Raw genomic sequence first — 17,062 nt, forward strand, 5'->3', positions numbered from 1 at the left:
ACGCCCACCGTCAGGCGATCCAAGAAACAGGCCCTAGGCCTCGTGCATCTGAGAACCGGGCCCGGTCATCGCCGATCTCGGCCAGAACGCGGGCGCCGCTGATGTCCGCGAGGCCCGGGAAGCTGGTAATGATCTCGTGGTCGGGGTGCTGCCGGAACGCCTCGGTCGCCGCCTTGCCGAGTTCATCGACGCCCGAGCAGGCTGCATCGAGCACGCTCAGCAGGGCAAGGGTGTTCTTGCCCATCGCCTCTTCGACCAGTGGTGGCTGCCGCATCTGCGGACACCGCAGCGCCAGCTGCAGCTTGGCGGCGAGTAGCTCGACATTGCGCCGGCGCCCGCCGCGGCGCAGCGCCGCGGCGATACGAGCCAGAGTGAGTTTCGCGCCCCTGCCTGGTGTCGGCGCGGTGGCCAGTAGCACGCGCATGTCAGCACCGGTCAGACTGTTTGAGCCGTGGACGGCGAGAGCGTCAAGGAAGCCCGGGTAGTACTCGCGCAGCAGCGACCGCAGCTCCTGGGCGAGCTTCATGCGCCGCCAGGTGGCGTCCTGGTGGGCGCGAGCCAGCACTGCGATGGAGCGGACAAGGTCGCTGTCAGCAGGAAGCGGACGGTGCGCGTGGGCATCAGTGCGCAGGATGTTGGCCAGCACCAAGGCATCGGCGTGATCACTTTTGGAGCGTGCGACCGTCCAGCGCTCGCGGTAACGGGCCACGGCGAGCGGATTGATCGCATATACCGGTCGGCCGGTAGCCCGCAGTTCGGCCACCAACAGCCCGCGGGCCGTCTCAATCGCCACGGGGATCGGCTCCTCACCGCTGTCCCCGGCCTCGGCCAGCAGCTCGAGCAACTCGGCGTAACCGTTACTGCTGTCCTTGATGCGCAGTTTGGCGATGAGCGTGCCGTCTTGGCCGACCAGCGTGATGTCGTGGTGGCCTTCGGCCCAGTCGATGCCGCAGTACACACCTCGGTGTTGTGCCGTCACGTATCGATCTCCGTTCGTTCAGGGGGTGTCCGTGCTGGTCACAGACCCTGACGAGAACGCGCGGCGCCCTAATAGCAAGGCTCATGGCCTGACCTCCGATGAAGCCGTTCGCGATCTCAGCGACGCGCACGGTTCCGGTCTTGCGCAATGAGAGCTCAGAGCTCGGAACTCCGCTGAGGTATGGACCGTGCGAGCGGGCTGCAACCACGACCAGCAAGTGCACCGCAAGGCGGCGGCGAGGGGGCGGACGTTCCGCAACGTCTCTCGTCAGACGCTGATCAACAAGCGGACCTCCGGCCTGCCATCCACGCCAGGACGTAAGCGGCGAACGGTCCGAAGCGGGTCAGGCTGCCCGTCTGCGCATGGGCTTCAGCACCGGGATGTTCCAAGGCATCCCTGCCCCGCCTCAGGCCGTTCGAGCTCTATTAGGGTGTTCCAGCAGCCGGAGCGACCACCAGCCTTTACCCGGGAAGCGATCACGCAGCTCGTGGGGAGTGATCTCCGAGGTTCGGTGTTCGACGAGGTCAGCGGTACTCGTGAACGGCCCTGGCGAGCATGTCCGGCAGCGACTGGAGGGCTTGGAGGTGATGGTCAGCGGCCGACGCCAGTGAAGTTGACGCTGACGCCGATCCCGACTGGGATCGCCGCCGACACTCCGCCCGGCACGAGGCCAGCGCCGGGTCGGCGGAGGAAGTGCCGTTGCCAGGGGGACGCGGCCATGGACTCGGCCCGTGGCGCTTTTCGGCACGGTCCGTTCCAAGTGAGATCCGACCCGGCTCATGAGGGTGTCCCGCGAACCTCGATCTCGAACGTTAGGGCTTCATGTGCCAGGGGACGGTCGGCGCGTTGGTCCTCAGGGAGCTCAGGCGGTGTTTGAGTTCTTGGCGGGAGAAGGGGTCGCCGGGGGCGTTGCGGATGTGGATGCCAATGGCGTAGACGTCGCGGATCTGCATGAGGGTCTCGTAGCCGGCCCACTCCCGCAGGTCGTAGCCGTAGGCGGTGGCGAAGGTGTCGACGTCGGTTCGGGAGAGGCCGAAGCGGCGCTGGCCGTGGTAGCTGTGGATGAGGTCCCATTCGCGCGGGCCGATGGCGACGCTGTCCCAGTCTCCGAGGACTACGTGACCGTCTTGGTGGCGTAGCAGGTTGTCGATCCAGGCGTCCCCGTGGACGAGCGTGGGCGGGGAGGTGAAGGGCAGTGCCCTCCATGCGTCGGTGAGGTGGGCGATGCGGGTGGTCAGCCATGCTTGGTCGGCCGGGGTGAGGACGCCGGGGTGGAGCTGGACGGTGGCGCGGATGCTGGCCAGCGGGTCGGTCAGGGACCGGACGGGGAACGGCGGAGGCGGGCTGTTGTGGAGGTCGCGCAGTAGGTGGCCGAGGTCGGTGGTGCTGACGCCGGTGGCTGAGCTCGGGACGTAGCGCCAGAAGGTGGCGGTGACGCCGTCGACGGCCACGGGCTGCGTGGTGATTTCGTCTGCGGGTTCGACGGTGGGGAAGCCTCGGTCGGCGAGCCAGCGTGTCACGGCGAGGACCGCGGGGAGCCGTTCGGCAGCGTTGGGGGCGGTGGCGATGCGGACGATGATCGGCGCCTGCAATTTGAAGACCGCATTGCTGCGCAGCCGGAGCAGTTCCGCGCCGGTGGTGTCGAGGCCAACGAGGTCGCACACCTCGGTCAGGGCAGCGTGCGCGCGTCGGCGTAGATCGGTGGCGCCGGTCAGCTGGTTAGGCATGGTGCTGTCTGTCCATGACGGTTGGGGCGGGAGACGCTTCGAGCGCTAGGGCCTCGTCGAGGGTCTTCAGTGCCTTGTCGCGCGGGCGGTCGATGGGGACGGCGGCCCGGACATCGCGGGCCCGGACGAACACGATGCTCGTTCGCTGATCGGCGGGAAGGTCAAGCAGGGTCTGAGCGGCCAGTTCGCAGGCTTCCTTCTCGCGCTTGCCGCGGGCCAGGCCAGTGGCCTGGTCGAGTCTGATGAGCGTCGGGTCGATGCCGGGGCTGTTCACCGGGCAGAGGGCGAGGGCCGATTCGTGGACGCCCTCGGTGTGCTTGAGGCGGGGGAGGTGGGCGTAGGCGCCGCTCATGTACAGGTAGAGGCGCTGCTCGGTGAAGTCGAAGGCGAGCGTGCCGGTGTTGCGGGTCTTGATCTTGGCGAAGAGCCGTTGGGCTTGCGCGAGTGCGGCGGTGGCGCCTGTCTGGTCTCCCAACCGGGCGAGGGCGCGGGCTTCGGCGGCTGCCGCGAGCGCGGTGGGTGAGCTGGGAGTGGCCCGTCCCAGAGCTTGGGCCTCGCGAGCCAGGTGCACGGTCTCGGCGAGGTCGCCGTAGTAGTAAGGCAGCATCGCTTCCTGGGCTCGGACGAGCGCGCGCAGCTGCGGGTCGCCGGTCTCATCAGCGGCTGTCTTGGCCGTCCCATACCAGGCGCGTGCCTGCCGGATGTCGCCGAGTTTCATCAGCGCGTCCGCGCTGAGCAGGGCGAGCGCGGCGGCCACACGGGCCAGCCGGCACTGGATCGGCCCCGGTTGCCGTTGTGCGGCGAGGTTCTGCACGTCGCTGAACTCGAGCATGAGCTGGCACAGCATCGGCAGGGGCGGGGTGGTGAGGTAGTCGCGACGGCATTGCAGAACCATCTCGTCGAGGCGGTCCATCTGGTCTTCGGTGACCGTGCCGGAGGCGAGCGTGCGGTCCATCGCGCGACGGAGCTCTTCGACCTCGGCGAGCAGCCGTCCGCTGGCAGTGCCGGGTGGGCCGGCGAGGGCGTTGTGGAACAGCGCTCGGCGGCTCAGGCTTTGGTCGGCTTCGCCTGCAGGCGCGTGCAGTGCGCTGGGGAGGAGAACCGGTACGTCCGGTGGCCGGGGCTGGGCCGGTGGGGTGCGCATGGCGGGAACGACCACGACTTCGTTGGGCTCGTCGTCGTCGGAGTAGTCGGCGGCCAGTCCGAGCCGCACGGGGTTGGCCTTGTAGAGGCGTGCGAGCCGGTCGAGGGTGTCGGGACGGGGGCGGGCACGTCCGTTCTCCCAGGCGTTGAGCAGGTCGATGTTGGCTTGCGGTGGGTCCAGGTTCTCGCGCTCGCAGAGGCCGGCGAGTTCGTCGATGGCGACTCTGGCCGTCCAGCCGCGGGCCAGGCGGTGTGCCTTCAGCAGGCTCACTCCACAGCAGCCATGGATCGCCTGCACCAGCTGCCAGGTGCTCCAGGATTCGTGTCCGGCGCGTTCGCGCCACCGCCGGGCGCAGGAAGGGGTGTGCTCTCCTCGGGCCATCCGCTCTCCCAACGATGTTCCACCGAGGTCGGTTGACGCTGTCCGTCCAGCGTAAGCGGCTCTGACAGGGCTCGATGTGAACCTGTCCGCCTTGCGGTGTTTTCTCGTGGGCCAGCCACGGTTTCCGGAGAGCTTTCCGTAGTCGCACCACGGTTTCCGCTGAGTCGCGGACCAACTGCGATTGGCCGAACCATAACCCTGCGTCACTGTGCTGTCACACATGCAGGGTCGGGCCGTCGGAGGTCGAGACCCGTGACCCCCATAGGAGGTGCGACCGTGGCGGAGCCCAGCAGATATTGCTTGGACCTGATGGCCGGGCCTGGAGCCGAGTCGCCGATCAGCGAGCAGGCGCGGTCGAGCCATCACCTCGTCGCCCACGCGCTACCCGACGCGAAGGCCGCGCGCCGGGCCCGGCAGATCGTTCGCGAGGTCCTCCGGGACGCCGGTGTCGACGAGCCGGCCGTCGGGGATGCGGAGCTGGCCGTCGGTGAACTGGCAGCCAACGCCGTCTCCCACGCGGAGGGGCCGTACGAGATCCGCTTCGTCGTGGCAGGCGGACGGCCGATCTGGTGCGAGGTCATCGACAGCGACAGCGATCTGGTCGGCATCCCGGAAGTGTTCGCGAAGCTCCATCAGGACGCCTCTCTCGATGGCCCTGCGCACGCCGACGAGATGCCGCAGGAGAGCGGGCACGGTCTGGCGATCGTGCACCGGCTCGCGGGCGGACGGTGCCGGGCGTACCCGACGATCATCTGCGCGACCGGGCGCCCCGGCAAAGCCGTGGCGTTCGCGCTCCCTGGCGGTGGCTGTTCGTTCTGACCCGTCCACCCCTAGACCCCAGGACCGGCGGTGCGAACCGAGGCTTCCCTCCCGGAGCCTGCCCCCGTGGGTTCCGCCGCCGGTCCTGGCTTCCCTACTGCGATTGACGGAGGAGTTCTCCTCGGTGAGCACGCCAAATGAGTCGGCTTCCGGCTCGCATCGGCAGCCGTCAGGGCTGCTGCAGACCCTCGCAGGCCCGCTCGTGAAACGTGGCTGGACCTGTTCGCTTGTCGTTCAAGAACGACCGGTGCTCCGGGTCTGGCCTCCTGACACCCATCCAGACCCGGAAAGGATGGCGGAGATCATCGTCTGCGGCGACGTGGGCAGGGCGTACTTCGCCTACTGGCGCAGCCCGAACCGCCAGATCGCCCCGGCGAGAGATGCCGAACGCGCTGTCCGGGCGATCGTGCACGTCCACGGCGGCACGGTTTCTCCACCGCCGGCGATCCCGCCTGGCCTGATCGCGCTCTTCTCAGGCCCGGACGGTGAGCACCCATGATCGACGCAGCTGAAGCCTGGCGGCGCGCCCGTGTTCGGTGGCCCTGCAGCGATCAGGAGCCGACCCTCATCCACATCCGGGAGTTCGGGGACGGCTTCCTGGCGATCCCGGTCCAGGTGGTGATGCCTGAGCCGCCTCCTATCCCGACGGCCGAGACCCCTGTCGGCCTTGTCGTCGACAAGGCCAGCGGCGCTGTCACTCGTTGGCCGCTGCTGCCGCTGCCCGTACTGGCTCTTCAGTACCGCCGCTACCAGAACGGGCAGCCGATGACCTTCGACGATGCCTGAAGGGGCTCAACGTCTCGGCGCCGTCCTCGTCGAACTTCGTCTTGGTCAGCGGCCGACTCGGATGCGGGTTGACGGCGGTTCAGGGGTGGGCGAAGGTCGAGCGGGCGGCGGTCACTCTTGGTCACACTCACGACGCTGGAGGACGTCATGCGGCTAAGTTTCGTTGGTATCACCCCGGACACTCCGAAGAACGAGTGCCCGGCGGTGTACGTCGATGAGGACACCGGAGACGTGTGGTTCCAGGGCGAGCAGGTCACCGACCCGCAGGCCTTGGCCGAGGTCGATGGGCACAGTCCGATCGGCCCTGACGAGGTGGTGGTCAAGCTGCCGCCGGTGATGAAGGACATCATCCTGGAGGCGATCAATGGCACGTACGAGCGGGGAAGGCGCGGGCCAGGCCGGCACGGGGAATGACGGGCCGGACGGGACCGTCCCGGAGTCGTTCACGTCGCTGCTGACCGGGTGCCGGCGATCGGCCGTGCACCTGGAGCAGCGCGACATCTACACGCCGGAGGACCCGGACTATCTCCGCTGGCGGGACGGGGACCGGTTCGACCCTATCGAGTGGGGCCAGGACTGGATCGACCTGGTGGCGCCGCTGGTCGCTCGCGGTGTGACGGTACGGCGCGTGCGGATTGTCTCCGAGCCGGTCACGGACTACATCGCCTACGAGCACGGGCTTACGCCGATGAACATCGCGGCGGGCGAGCAGATGAGGTGGCTGCCCCGGCGCCGGGCTTTGGATCTGGCCGTACCGGTGAACGACTACTGGGTGTTCGACGACCGGCTCGTGCAGTTCAACCACTTCGCCGGGGACGGCTCGTCGCTGGGGCCGGAGAACCGGGACGACCCTGCGCTGGTCGCCCTGTGCTCGTCGGCGTTCGAGGCGGTGTGGGAACGGGCGATCCCGCATGAGGACTACAAGCCGTCCTGATTTCCGCGAGCGTTGTCGTCGTGCCCAACTCGCCATCATCGTCCGCGCAGGCCGCGCGACAGGCGCTCGCTGACCAGCTGAAGGAGATCCGCACCGAGGCGCGCCTGACGGCCAAGGAACTGGCGGCCGCGGCAGGGTGGGATCGGACGAAGATCTCTCATATCGAGCACGGCCGGCGCCCGCCGTCCGCCCTCGACATCCGGACGTGGTGCCAGGTCTGCGGTGCGGAGGATCAAGCGGAAGACCTGGTGGCGTCCCTGCACGCCGCTGAGGGCATGTGGGTCGAGTGGCGGCGCATGGAGCGCGGTGGGCTGAAGCAAGCACAGGAATCGGTGCTTCCCCTTTTCGAGCGCACCCGCGTGTTCCGGACCTACTCGTCGTGGCTGCTCCCCGGGCTGCTGCAGACGGAGGACTACACGCGAGCGGTGCTGCGCGCGGTTCAGCAACGACGCGGCCTGGTGGACGACGTCGAGGCCGCCGTGGCCGTACGGATGGAGCGTCAGCAGATCCTGCGCCGGCCAGGACGCACGTTCGCGTTCTTGGTGGAGGAGTCGGTTCTGCGGACCGGGGTCGGCGGGCCGGACGTGATGCTGCGCCAGCTCGACCATCTGGCGCGGGTGGGGTCGATGCCGTCGGTGTCGTTCGGAATCGTCCCGATGAGAAGCGACCGGGTAACACGGCCTGTCGAGGACTTCTGGATCCACGACGCCGAGGAGGTCAGCGTGGAGCTGGTGTCCGGCTACCTCACCATCACCCACCCGCGCGAGATCGCCATGTACGCGCAGATCTTCACGGCACTGGCCGATGCCGCCGTCTATGGGCTGCGAGCGCGTCGCCTGATCGATGCGGCGCGCCGTGCGGTCGCTGCCCAAAGGTGACCTGTCACATCCGGTCACACTCGTCGACCGGCCCAGGGTTGCCTTCCTAACGTCGCACTGCGCGGGTTCCCCCGCGCCTCGAAGGGCGGATCTCACCGCCAAGCGACGCCAAGGAGCTTCACGATGGCCCCCAGCATGAACAGCCCGGCCCCGCTGTCCGGCCCCGCGACCGACTCGGACCCGTTCGACCTGGACATCCGCATCATCGAATCCGGCGACGAGTTCGCCGCGCTCATCAACCTCACCGACGACGGCTGCGGCAGCTCCTGCCCGAGTGCATGCGCCACCAACGTCGGCTGAAGCCTCAGCGGCGACGGCGGAGCGGACGAGAGCGGACAGTGTGAGGGGTTCATGGGATCCGGGGATGGGCGAGCGCTGTACCGGTGCGACGGTCCAGGCCTTGTGCGGGCCGTCCGGCATGTCGAAGTGGCCGTCCCCGACTGGCCGGACCTCACCGGCAGTTCGTCCGCTCACGTTCGCGATTGGTGCGCCTGGCTCCGGGAGGTCTGGGCTGTCGAAGCCGTGGCCGAGGCCATAGAGCACGCCAGCCCCGACCTCGCCCGAGAGGTGACCGCCGTGCGCAGTGCGAAGGCTCCTTCTGCGCGGCGAGTGCGGCGGGCCACGTTGTCGGTAGGGCGGTACCTAGTGCGGATGACTGGACGGGCGACGCCCTTCGGGCTCTTCGCCGGTGTGGCGCCGATGTCGACCGGTCCGCGATTGTCGGTGCGGTGGGGCACTGGTCACCGGGCCATCGCGCGAGCCAGCGGCCCCTGGCTCGCCGATGTCATCGCCCGGCTTGAGTCGTGCGCGCAACTCGTCGAGCGGTTGCCGGTGATGGCCAACAACCTGTGCCGCCAGCGCGGTGAGCGGCTGGTCGTTCCTCAACTGCGAGCGCCTGGCGATCAGCGGCGGGCCGTCTTGAGCGAGGTCTCTGTGCGGAACACGGCGGCTGTACAGCTGGTCGTGAGCGTCGCGTCAGGAGCGCCGGTCCTTTATCGCGAGCTGGCCGAGAAGGTATCGGCCGAGTACTCGGACGCGACCCCATCAGCGGTCGACGGGCTTCTGCTCGATCTGATTCAGCAGCGTGTACTGATCAGTGGGCTGCACGCCCCGAGCACCGTCATGAACGCACTCGGGCACCTCGTAGATCAACTCGATGCCGTGGACGCCGCTGACCTTCCTCAGGTGGCAGACCAGGTGCGCCGGCTGAAAGAGATCAGCCGAGAGCTGGAGCGCCACAACCGCGCCGCTTCCGTCGAGGAGGCGAGAACGGGCCGAACTGCCCTGGCCGAGCGGATGACCACACTCAGCGGCTCGCCGCGACCCCTGGCGGTCGATCTACGGCTCGACTGCGAGCTGGCTCTCCCACCCCAGATCGAGCGGGAGGCGGAGGTGGCAGCCTCGGCCCTGGCACGCCTGACCGCGCATCCGTTCGGCACCGAGGCCTGGCAGAGGTATCACGCGCGGTTCTTCGAGCGCTACGGAGTCGGGACGCTAGTGCCGGTTCTGGAGCTGGTGAACCCAGGTGTCGGTCTCGGCTTCCCCGACGGGTACCCGGGGTCGCCCGGGGAGCAGCGCTCGCCGTTATCCAGGCGGGACGAACGGCTCACGGAACTCGCACAGACCGCGGCCCTGGACGGGCAACGCGAGGTCGTTCTCGACGACGCTTCAATAGCCGGGATCGCCGGCTCGGACGAGACCAGGGCGAGGTGGCCCGCGGATCTGGAGATCTGCTTCCGGATCTTGGCCGCTTCGAAGAACGCCATCGAGCGCGGCGCGTTCGATCTGCAAGTCGTCACGGTCTCGCGAGGCATCGACACCATGGTCGGCCGCTTCGTCGACCTCATCTGGCCGTCGGGACGAGAGCCGACGCGCGGCGAGACTGCCGACGAAGCTCTACCTGTCCAACTGTCATTTGCTCCGCTCAGCTTGCGAGCCGCGGACGTCACCCGCGTCCCTGAACTGCTCCCTTCCGTGCTCAGCCTTGGCGAGCACCGGCAGCCGGGACGCACTGATGTGCGGCTGGAGGACCTTGCTGTGGGGTGTGATGATGAGCGGCTCTACCTTGCGTCGCTCAGTCGTCGTCGGCGGGTTTCCCTGAGGCTGCCGCACGCCTTGGATCTCCGCACCGCAACGCCGCCGCTGGCGCGGTTCCTGCTGGAGGTGGGGCGGGCGCAGAACGCGGTGGTCACGGGGTTCAACTGGGGTTCGGCTCGCTCCCTTCCCTTCCTGCCGCAGATACGTCACCGGCGCGCGATCCTGTCACCTGCCCGCTGGACGCTCGATACCTCCGAATTCGCAGAGGGTGACGTTCCATGGCGAGACTCATTTGAGGGTTGGCGTACTCGGCGCCAGCTCCCCAAGCATGTGGCCCTCGCCGACGGTGACCAACGGTTGTGGCTCGACCTCGACCACGAGGGACACATCCAGTTGCTGCAAGCGCATCAGCAGCGGGGTGGGCGGACGGTGCTGGAGGAGGCGTCCGGCAGCGAGGCCTTCGGCTGGTTCGGCGGACGTCCCCACGAGATCGTCCTGCCCCTCAGGAGGAGCGGGTCGGCGCCACGGCGATCGATGTCATCTGGCATCGCGGCCTGCGTTTCCACACGCGAAGACGGCTATCTTCCGGGCGCCTCACGGTGGCTCTACATCAAGTTGTACGGAGACCCGAGCCGGCAGAACGAGATCCTCGCGGAACGCCTTCCCGAGCTGTGGTCGAGATGGGAGGAGGACCCAACCTGGTGGTTCATCCGGTACCGCGCCCCCGAACCACAGCTACGGCTCCGGGTCGCATTGCCCGACGCTCGCGACTTCGGGACGGCCGCGCGTCACGTGAGTAACTGGGCGGCCGACCTTCGAAAGGACGGCCTGGTGCGCGACCTGCAGTTCGCCGTCCACTACCCGGAGCGGGGCCGTTGGGGAGACGGCGACACGATGAGGTCCGCCGAGGCTGTGTTCGCGGCCGACTCTCGAGCCGTATGCGTGCAACTGAGGGAAGCGAGGCAACTGCACCCGCAGGCGCTTGTAGCTGCCCAGTTCGTCGCGATGGCAGCGGCCTTTCACGGCTCCGCCCGGCTGGGCATGAGGTGGTTGATCGAATACGCCAACGCCGAGGAGGTCGTGTCCGCGCCGCGGGACGTCCTGACCGAGTCGGTGCGTCTCGCTGACCCTATGGATTCCTGGTCAGCCCTGCGTGCGGAACCGGGCGGCGAGGCGATCGTCCGGGCGTGGGCGGAACGGGATCATGCTTTGGCGAACTACCGCTCCTTCGTGGCAGACGAACCCAGCATCAGCATGAATTCGGTCGCCTCGTCGCTCTTGCATGCGCATCACATGCGCGCTGTCGGCATAGGACCTGATCACGAGAGCACGTGCCTGCGGTTGGCCCGTGCAGCCGCACTGCGCTGGCAAGCTCGCGCCCAGAGGAGCGAGCGGTGAGTCGGCTGCAGCAGGAAGCCCTGCAGGACGCTGTCCTGTCCGTGGCCGACCTGATCAGCGAGCGGTTGGATTCTCCAGAGGCCGTCCGTGGACGTGTGCCGCAGCGCCAATGGTGGCCTCAATCCCTTGCACATGGCGCTGCCGGAGTCGCCCTCCTTCATATCGAGCGGGCCCGTGCCGGTCGAGCGTCCTGGCGGGCCGCTGACGATTGGCTGTCTTGCGTGGCGCGCGATGGCGTCAGCGCGGGGCCGGACAGCCACCTTCACTACGGAGTCCCGGCGCTCGCCTTCGCCCTCCAGACTGCCGGGGATCGGTACGCACGGACACTAGAGGTCTTGGACCAGCAAGTCGTCCAGCAGACGCTGCGCCGTCTGAAGGCGTCCCGAGCTCGCCTCGACCAGCGCGAGCGGCCGGCTCTCGCGGAATTCGACGCCATTCGAGGACTGTCAGGCTTCGGGAACTATCTCCTCCAGCGCAAGTCGCATACCGACCTGCTTTGCGACGTCTTGAGGTACCTCGTTCAGCTCACCGAGCCAGTCGACGAGGCCGGAGAGATCCTCCCCGGATGGTGGACCGACTCGGGCCCTGGCGGGCGTCCGTCCGGCAACTTTCCCGGCGGGCACGCCAACACCGGCATGGCCCACGGGATCGCCGGGCCGCTCGCACTGCTGTCCTTGGCGATGCGCGACGGCGTCGTCGTGGACGGCCAAGACGAGGCGATCTCCCGCATATGTGCCTGGCTCGACCGGTGGCGGCAAGACGGTGACTTCGGCCCGTGGTGGCCCTACTGGATCACGCGTCCCCAACTGCGAGGCGAATCCCCGGTCGTTGCCCAGCCATCTCGTCCTTCCTGGTGCTACGGCATTGCTGGCGTCGCGCGTGCCCAGCAGCTCGCGGCCATCGCCACGGGAGATCTCGCACGACAACAGATGGCCGAGAACGCCCTGGTAGGTGCCCTTGCTGATCCGCGGCAGCAGGAAATGACGACCGACCTTTCACTGTGCCACGGCTACGCCGGGCTGGCGCTCGTCGCGACGAGATGCGCCGGCGATGCGGTCACTTCCGGCTTGGACGACCATCTTCCGCAGCTGATCGAAGCGATCGTCCCGGACGGAACGCGCACCGCCGACGCCCAAGCCAATGGCCTCCTCACCAGTGACTTCGGGCTGCTCGAAGGAGCCGCAGGAGTCGCGCTGGCGCTGTACGCGCTCCACAGTGGTCCGCCGGCTTCGGGATGGGACTCATGTCTTTTGATCGCCTGACAACTGCAAGAGAAGGGCTCGGAATGGCCCCTTCGAACTGGCCGCAGTACATCATCGACTTCGCCGACTGGAGGCAGGCAGACGAGATCGCCGCGACGGCGCTCCGCCCTGTTCTCGCCGATGCCGGGAAGGACGGAGCGATCCGCCGGTGGTTCTTCGTCCGCAAAGCACCCCACTGGCGCCTCCGCTATCAGGTCGGCGCAAACGACGCTCGACATCACCTCGCGGACGTCCTGGACGACCTCAAGAGCGACGGCCGGCTCATCGGATGGGCAGCCGGCATCTACGAACCCGAGACGCGCGCTTTCGGCGGCAGGACGGCCATGGAGGTCGCTCACCAGCTCTTCCATCACGACAGCCGCAACGTCCTTGAATACCTGGCCCGCCGTCGCACAGGGACGCCTGGGCTGGGGGCGCGCGAACTGGGGATTCTGCTTGGCACCGTGATGATGCGCGGCGCTAAACAGGACTGGTACGAGCAGGGTGACGTGTGGGCGAAGGTCGCCCACCAGCGACGCGCAGACCGCCCCCGCATGGCGGGCGACGCCGGCACGTCCGCCCGCCGGCTCATGACGAGTGACGTGAGTGCGGAGAGCACCCTCGTACACGGCGGCCCGCTGGTCGACATCGCCGACTGGATCTCAGCTTTCGAACGAGCCGGACAGCAGCTCGCCGAACTGGCGCTGCGCGGACGGCTGGAACGCGGCCTGCGGGCCGTGCTGGCCCACCACGTGATCTTCCACTGGAATCGCCTGGGCCTGACCTATACCGAACAGAACGCACTGGCAACGCTGACAAGCGAGGTGGTCATGGGAACCAACGACGACGGCGCGCCCGGACTCACAACCCCAGGGAACGGCTCTAACCTCACCGAGGTGACCGCCACCGGAACGAACGACACGGCCGCCGACGCCGACCGCTTGCGCAATCTCCTTGTCGACCAACTCCGCCAGCAGGGCACCGTCGCTACCGAGGGAGTCGAGGCCGCATTGCGCGCAGTGCCGCGGCACACGTTCGTCCCCGCCTCACCTCTCGAAGAGGCGTACGCGGATCAGGCGGTCTCCACCAAGCAGGACGGCAGCGGCATCTCGATCAGCGCAGCATCCCAACCGACGGTCGTCGCGATGATGCTGGAACAGCTGCTGGTGGAGCGCGGCCATCGGGTCTTGGAGATCGGGGCGGGCACGGGATACAACGCCGCGCTGCTCTCTCACCTGGTCGGTGAAGACGGGCACGTCACCACGATCGACGTCGACGACGACATCGTCCAAGGCGCCCGCACCGGATTGGCGCGCTCCGGCGCGCGGAACGTCGACGTCCTCCTGGGCGACGGCGCCCTCGGCCACCCGGACGGCGCTCCTTACGACCGCGTCATCGCCACCGTCGGCGCAGGTGATCTCCCGCTGACGTGGTTGGACCAGCTCGCGCCGGACGGCTTGATCGTCGTCCCGCTCCGGCTGCGTGGCGGTGTGTCGCGCTCGATCGCCTTCGCCCACGAGGACGGACGCTGGCTGAGCCGTTCCAGCGAGATGTGCTCGTTCATGCCCCTGCGCGGCATCGCCGATGACGCCCGCCGCATCATCCCGCTGAGGCCCGATGACTCCGTCGTCCTCCATGTCAATCACGAACAGGCGGTGGACGAAGCCGCGCTCGCCGAAGCTCTGGATCGGCCAGGCGAGGAGGCCTGGACCGGTGTCTTGTTCGGTGGAGCCGAGTCCTTCGAGTGGCTACACCTCTGGCTCGCCTGCAGCATGGAACATGCCCTCAGCCATATGCGCGTTCAGCGCTCGGCCATTGATCATGGCCTCGTCAAGCCGCAGTTCGGCTGGGGAGCCATGGCGGTCCCCGACAAGGACGCCTTCGCCTACCTCACCGTTCGCCCCGTAGAGGACGGCGACGGCGTCCAACGGTACGAGGTCGGGGTGATCGCACACGGGCCGCGCGCCGCAGAGCTCGCCGACCGGGTCGTCAACGCCATCCAGATCTGGAACCAGGACTACCGCGCGCGGTCCGTCCAGTTCGAGATCCAGCCCACGGAGACTGCAGGCCCCACGGAGCCGGCCCCGGGGCGATTCGCCTTCGACCGCCCTAACACCCGCCTCACCGTCACCTGGCAATGACATGGACGACCTCGCGCGGATCGCACGGCGATTCCCATTGGTCGCCAGGCCGAGACCAGCCTGCAGAGCGCTCGCGGACCGGATCCAGGAGGTTCAAGAACTCGCCGACGCCGCCGCCGGCAAGACCGCGGACGACGCGCTCGCTCTGGCTGCATCTGCTCACAACAAGGCGGCACTGATCGCCAGCGACTGCGGTGTGCCCGAACTCGCCCGCGAGCTCTGTTGGAGACAGGCGGCGCTGTATTTGCGCGCCAAGCCCCTCGGATGGGCGGCGGCACGGCACGCGCTGGAGCCGCTCATCAACCTCATGCGGCTACGGATCCGCGCCGGGGAGCATCAAGGAGCCGCCGAGGACCTCGACCGCCTGTGGCACGCCTTCAAGTCCCAAGAGGCCGTCGTCATGGCCGGCCACCCGATTTCCTTCTCCGGTTTCACACATTCCGACGACGAGCACAGGATCGTTTGCCAATGGCTGTGGGGCGTTCTGCTGGCCGACGGCGCGCGTGCGCTCGTCGCCGCCGGCCAATGGGAACGCGCCGTCGCCCACGCGGAGCGCCACGGTGGAGTGGGGCAGCGCATCATGGACGGCCGTCAGATCAAGATCGTGACGTGCATCCTGAGTGGCGACCCGTCCTCTGCTCTATGTCTCCTCCAAGAGACCAGAGCGCCAGCGTCCTGGGAACAGGCGGTGACCGCCGCTCTTACCGCCTACTGCCTTCGTAGTGCTCGCCGGTCGGCAGCTCGTGCCGTCGACTCCATGGTGGAGCACTACCTCCGCCTCGGCCCCGAGCCGGAGCTCGCGGTTTTCCGCACCCGCCTCGGCATGGCCGTGGTCGACATTGCCGAGGGGAGGGAAGCGTTGGCGGGAGCCGTCGACCACCTCTTGGCGGAGGCCTTGGCCAGCAAGGATGGATACGTCGCAAGGGACATCCTTGCCGACGTCGGCCTCCGCCAGGTGATCACCACCGATCAGCAACGCGAGTTGCGGGCAGCCATGGAATCGGCACACCTGGACCAGGGATACCTACCAGATCGGCACCTGAATCGGCTCCTGGCAGGAGTGCAGACGAGCGAAGAGCACACCGCGAAGGTTCTTCAGGAGACTGAAGGTCTTCGAGTAGCGCCTTCCCTTCCGGCTGGAGACGCACGTTGAACTTGCGGTCGTGACTCGGTAAGGCATTCTCCGATGGCTTTCGGAAAGCCGGCGGCTGCGAGCACGCCCTGGGTGGTCGCGGATTTGGCGGTAGAGCGACGGATGATGAGGCGGGCCTCGTCGGTGTGACCGGAATTGTGACTGGCGAGGGCTTCGATCGCGCGTCCGAGCGTGGTGACGGTTTCGACTCCCTGAGTTTCGGTGGCTTCGTAGAGGCCGAGGAGGTTTCGGATTGACGCGGGGACGCGTGGACTGAAGGTCGGGTGTTCTTGTTGCTGCTGGAGGACGCCAATGACAGCGAGATCGTTGATCGCGGTCCGGTGGTGGGCGGCGATGATGTTGCAGGCTTCGAAGGCTTTGAGAGCCACAGTGCCGATGCGTGCTGCGTCTGTCGTGGTGACGGCGAGCTGGTCGGGCGGTTTGACCTGGTAGGAGGCGCGGGGGCTGGGCGTCCACGCGGGGTCGGTATGGATCAGTCGGCCGAGGCGGATGATCAGGTCGCCGGCGTCCGTGGCCGGCCCGGCGGCGGGGTGGCCGAAACCGTCGTAGGTATCCCAGCGGCGGATGATCGCTTTCCACCGTCCGCTGGTTCTCCTGATGGATCGAGTGACTTCTTTGAGGTTTGAGATGTGGCGGTCCTCGTTGAGTTCCTCCATTCGCCGGGTGAGGGTGAGGATAATTTTGCTGTTGATATCGCAGGTGATGGCTGCTGCGCGGGCTAGATAGCGCCAACTGGCGATCGAGCCGGGTGCGGTCGGATTGTGCAAGCGTTGAATGCTCGCGTCGATACCTGCGAGGGCTTCGGCAAGGCTTTCGTCGACCTTGGGTGGGATCCGTTCGGGCGTGCGATGGAGAGGAACGGGATTGATCGGTGGCCGTTCGTTCTCGCCGAACACCCGGGACAGAACGGCGGCGGTAAGGAGTGGCCGACTGGCGGTGTTCGACGGATCCCCGGTGTGTCTGGCCAGGTGGGCGACGGCGGCGATGTGGTCGCTGAGCTGGTGCAGCAGCGAGCGGGCAGTGTCGGTTGCGGCGATGGTGGGTGCGTCGGCCGAGGCGGGTTCGGTCAGAGTGGTCGGGGCGTGGGAGGCCAGGAGGTCGAGGCCGCAGCCCAAGGCGATGGACACGCAGCGGATCTTCTCGGCCAGGATCGACTCGGGTGTCTCGGTGGTGGAGCGGGGGCCCAGCAGTTGCTGGGCGTGGCTGATCAAGGCAGAGGCGCGGCGCGCGGCGTCCCGCACGCCGTGGTCTTGGGTGTGCGGGACGCCGAATCCGGTGGCGATCTGGTCGTGGTAGCGGACGAGAACGTGGGCGAGTTGGGAGAGTTCGGCTCGGACGGCGGGCTGGGCGGCTTGATGGGCGATGTCGGGTGCGTGGACGGCCTGTTTGAGGTCGGTCAGGTGTTCGCCGGCGAGTGCGGTCATCTCCCCGAAGGTGACCATGG

The 17,062-nt window shown here is 67.8% G+C and carries 15 protein-coding genes; 11 read left to right on the forward strand and 4 right to left on the reverse strand.

Annotated elements, in window-relative coordinates; translation table 11 throughout:
• Nucleotides 1-10 precede the first annotated feature (10 nt).
• The 3 genes from F9B16_RS03085 to F9B16_RS03095 all read right to left on the reverse strand — a co-directional run bounded on the left by F9B16_RS03085 (nucleotide 11) and on the right by F9B16_RS03095 (nucleotide 4,120).
• Nucleotides 11-979, reverse strand: a complete 969-nt coding sequence (locus tag F9B16_RS03085; protein WP_151538266.1) for an IS110 family transposase — start codon at nucleotides 977-979, stop codon at nucleotides 11-13.
• 812 nt (nucleotides 980-1,791) lie between these two features.
• Entirely contained in the window at nucleotides 1,792-2,643 is an 852-nt protein-coding gene (locus F9B16_RS03090; RefSeq protein WP_225991303.1) for a phosphotransferase family protein, read from the reverse strand.
• A gap of 55 nt (nucleotides 2,644-2,698) precedes the next feature.
• Nucleotides 2,699-4,120: a helix-turn-helix domain-containing protein gene (locus F9B16_RS03095; RefSeq protein ID WP_225991304.1), complete on the reverse strand. Its 1,422-nt coding sequence runs from the start codon at nucleotides 4,118-4,120 to the stop codon at nucleotides 2,699-2,701.
• Between the two features lie 387 nt (nucleotides 4,121-4,507).
• On the opposite strand from F9B16_RS03095, the gene F9B16_RS03100 reads away from it, so the two are divergent.
• The 11 genes from F9B16_RS03100 to F9B16_RS03150 all read left to right on the forward strand — a co-directional run bounded on the left by F9B16_RS03100 (nucleotide 4,508) and on the right by F9B16_RS03150 (nucleotide 15,618).
• The gene (locus F9B16_RS03100) at nucleotides 4,508-5,050 is read left to right on the forward strand and encodes an ATP-binding protein (protein ID WP_225991305.1); all 543 of its coding nucleotides are present in this window, start codon (nucleotides 4,508-4,510) and stop codon (nucleotides 5,048-5,050) included.
• 292 nt (nucleotides 5,051-5,342) lie between these two features.
• Complete coding sequence (locus F9B16_RS03105) at nucleotides 5,343-5,549, forward strand: hypothetical protein (protein WP_151538269.1); 207 nt, start codon at nucleotides 5,343-5,345, stop codon at nucleotides 5,547-5,549.
• Nucleotides 5,546-5,836, forward strand: coding sequence for a hypothetical protein (locus F9B16_RS03110; protein WP_151538270.1), 291 nt, complete (start codon nucleotides 5,546-5,548; stop codon nucleotides 5,834-5,836). The genes F9B16_RS03105 and F9B16_RS03110 overlap by 4 nt, the downstream gene beginning before the upstream one ends.
• A gap of 204 nt (nucleotides 5,837-6,040) precedes the next feature.
• The gene (locus F9B16_RS03115) at nucleotides 6,041-6,250 is read left to right on the forward strand and encodes a hypothetical protein (protein WP_225991306.1); all 210 of its coding nucleotides are present in this window, start codon (nucleotides 6,041-6,043) and stop codon (nucleotides 6,248-6,250) included.
• Entirely contained in the window at nucleotides 6,201-6,770 is a 570-nt protein-coding gene (locus F9B16_RS03120; protein WP_318839213.1) for a DUF6879 family protein, read from the forward strand. The genes F9B16_RS03115 and F9B16_RS03120 overlap by 50 nt, the downstream gene beginning before the upstream one ends.
• Nucleotides 6,771-6,790: 20 nt before the next feature.
• Nucleotides 6,791-7,648, forward strand: a complete 858-nt coding sequence (locus F9B16_RS03125) for a helix-turn-helix domain-containing protein (RefSeq protein WP_151538272.1) — start codon at nucleotides 6,791-6,793, stop codon at nucleotides 7,646-7,648.
• Nucleotides 7,649-7,771: 123 nt separating this feature from the next.
• Nucleotides 7,772-7,948: an FxLD family lanthipeptide gene (locus F9B16_RS03130; protein WP_151538273.1), complete on the forward strand. Its 177-nt coding sequence runs from the start codon at nucleotides 7,772-7,774 to the stop codon at nucleotides 7,946-7,948.
• Nucleotides 7,949-8,074: 126 nt separating this feature from the next.
• Nucleotides 8,075-11,083 carry a lantibiotic dehydratase gene (locus F9B16_RS03135; RefSeq protein WP_192808602.1) on the forward strand — a complete coding sequence of 1,003 codons (3,009 nt, stop codon included), beginning with the start codon at nucleotides 8,075-8,077 and terminating at the stop codon, nucleotides 11,081-11,083.
• Entirely contained in the window at nucleotides 11,080-12,345 is a 1,266-nt protein-coding gene (locus F9B16_RS03140; protein ID WP_225991307.1) for a lanthionine synthetase C family protein, read from the forward strand. Before F9B16_RS03135 ends, F9B16_RS03140 begins: the two co-directional genes overlap by 4 nt.
• 23 nt (nucleotides 12,346-12,368) lie before the next feature.
• Entirely contained in the window at nucleotides 12,369-14,465 is a 2,097-nt protein-coding gene (gene fxlM / locus F9B16_RS03145) for a methyltransferase, FxLD system (protein ID WP_151538275.1), read from the forward strand.
• 1 nt (nucleotide 14,466) lies between these two features.
• Nucleotides 14,467-15,618, forward strand: coding sequence for a hypothetical protein (locus F9B16_RS03150; RefSeq protein ID WP_151538276.1), 1,152 nt, complete (start codon nucleotides 14,467-14,469; stop codon nucleotides 15,616-15,618).
• On the opposite strand, the gene F9B16_RS03155 is transcribed toward F9B16_RS03150, so the two are convergent.
• The gene (locus tag F9B16_RS03155) at nucleotides 15,561-17,042 is read right to left on the reverse strand and encodes a hypothetical protein (protein ID WP_151538277.1); all 1,482 of its coding nucleotides are present in this window, start codon (nucleotides 17,040-17,042) and stop codon (nucleotides 15,561-15,563) included. The two genes, F9B16_RS03150 and F9B16_RS03155, sit on opposite strands and share 58 nt — an antisense overlap.
• Between the last annotated feature and the right edge of the window lie 20 nt (nucleotides 17,043-17,062).

The sequence above is a fragment of the Actinomadura montaniterrae genome, assembly GCF_008923365.1.
Taxonomy (GTDB): domain Bacteria; phylum Actinomycetota; class Actinomycetes; order Streptosporangiales; family Streptosporangiaceae; genus Spirillospora; species Spirillospora montaniterrae.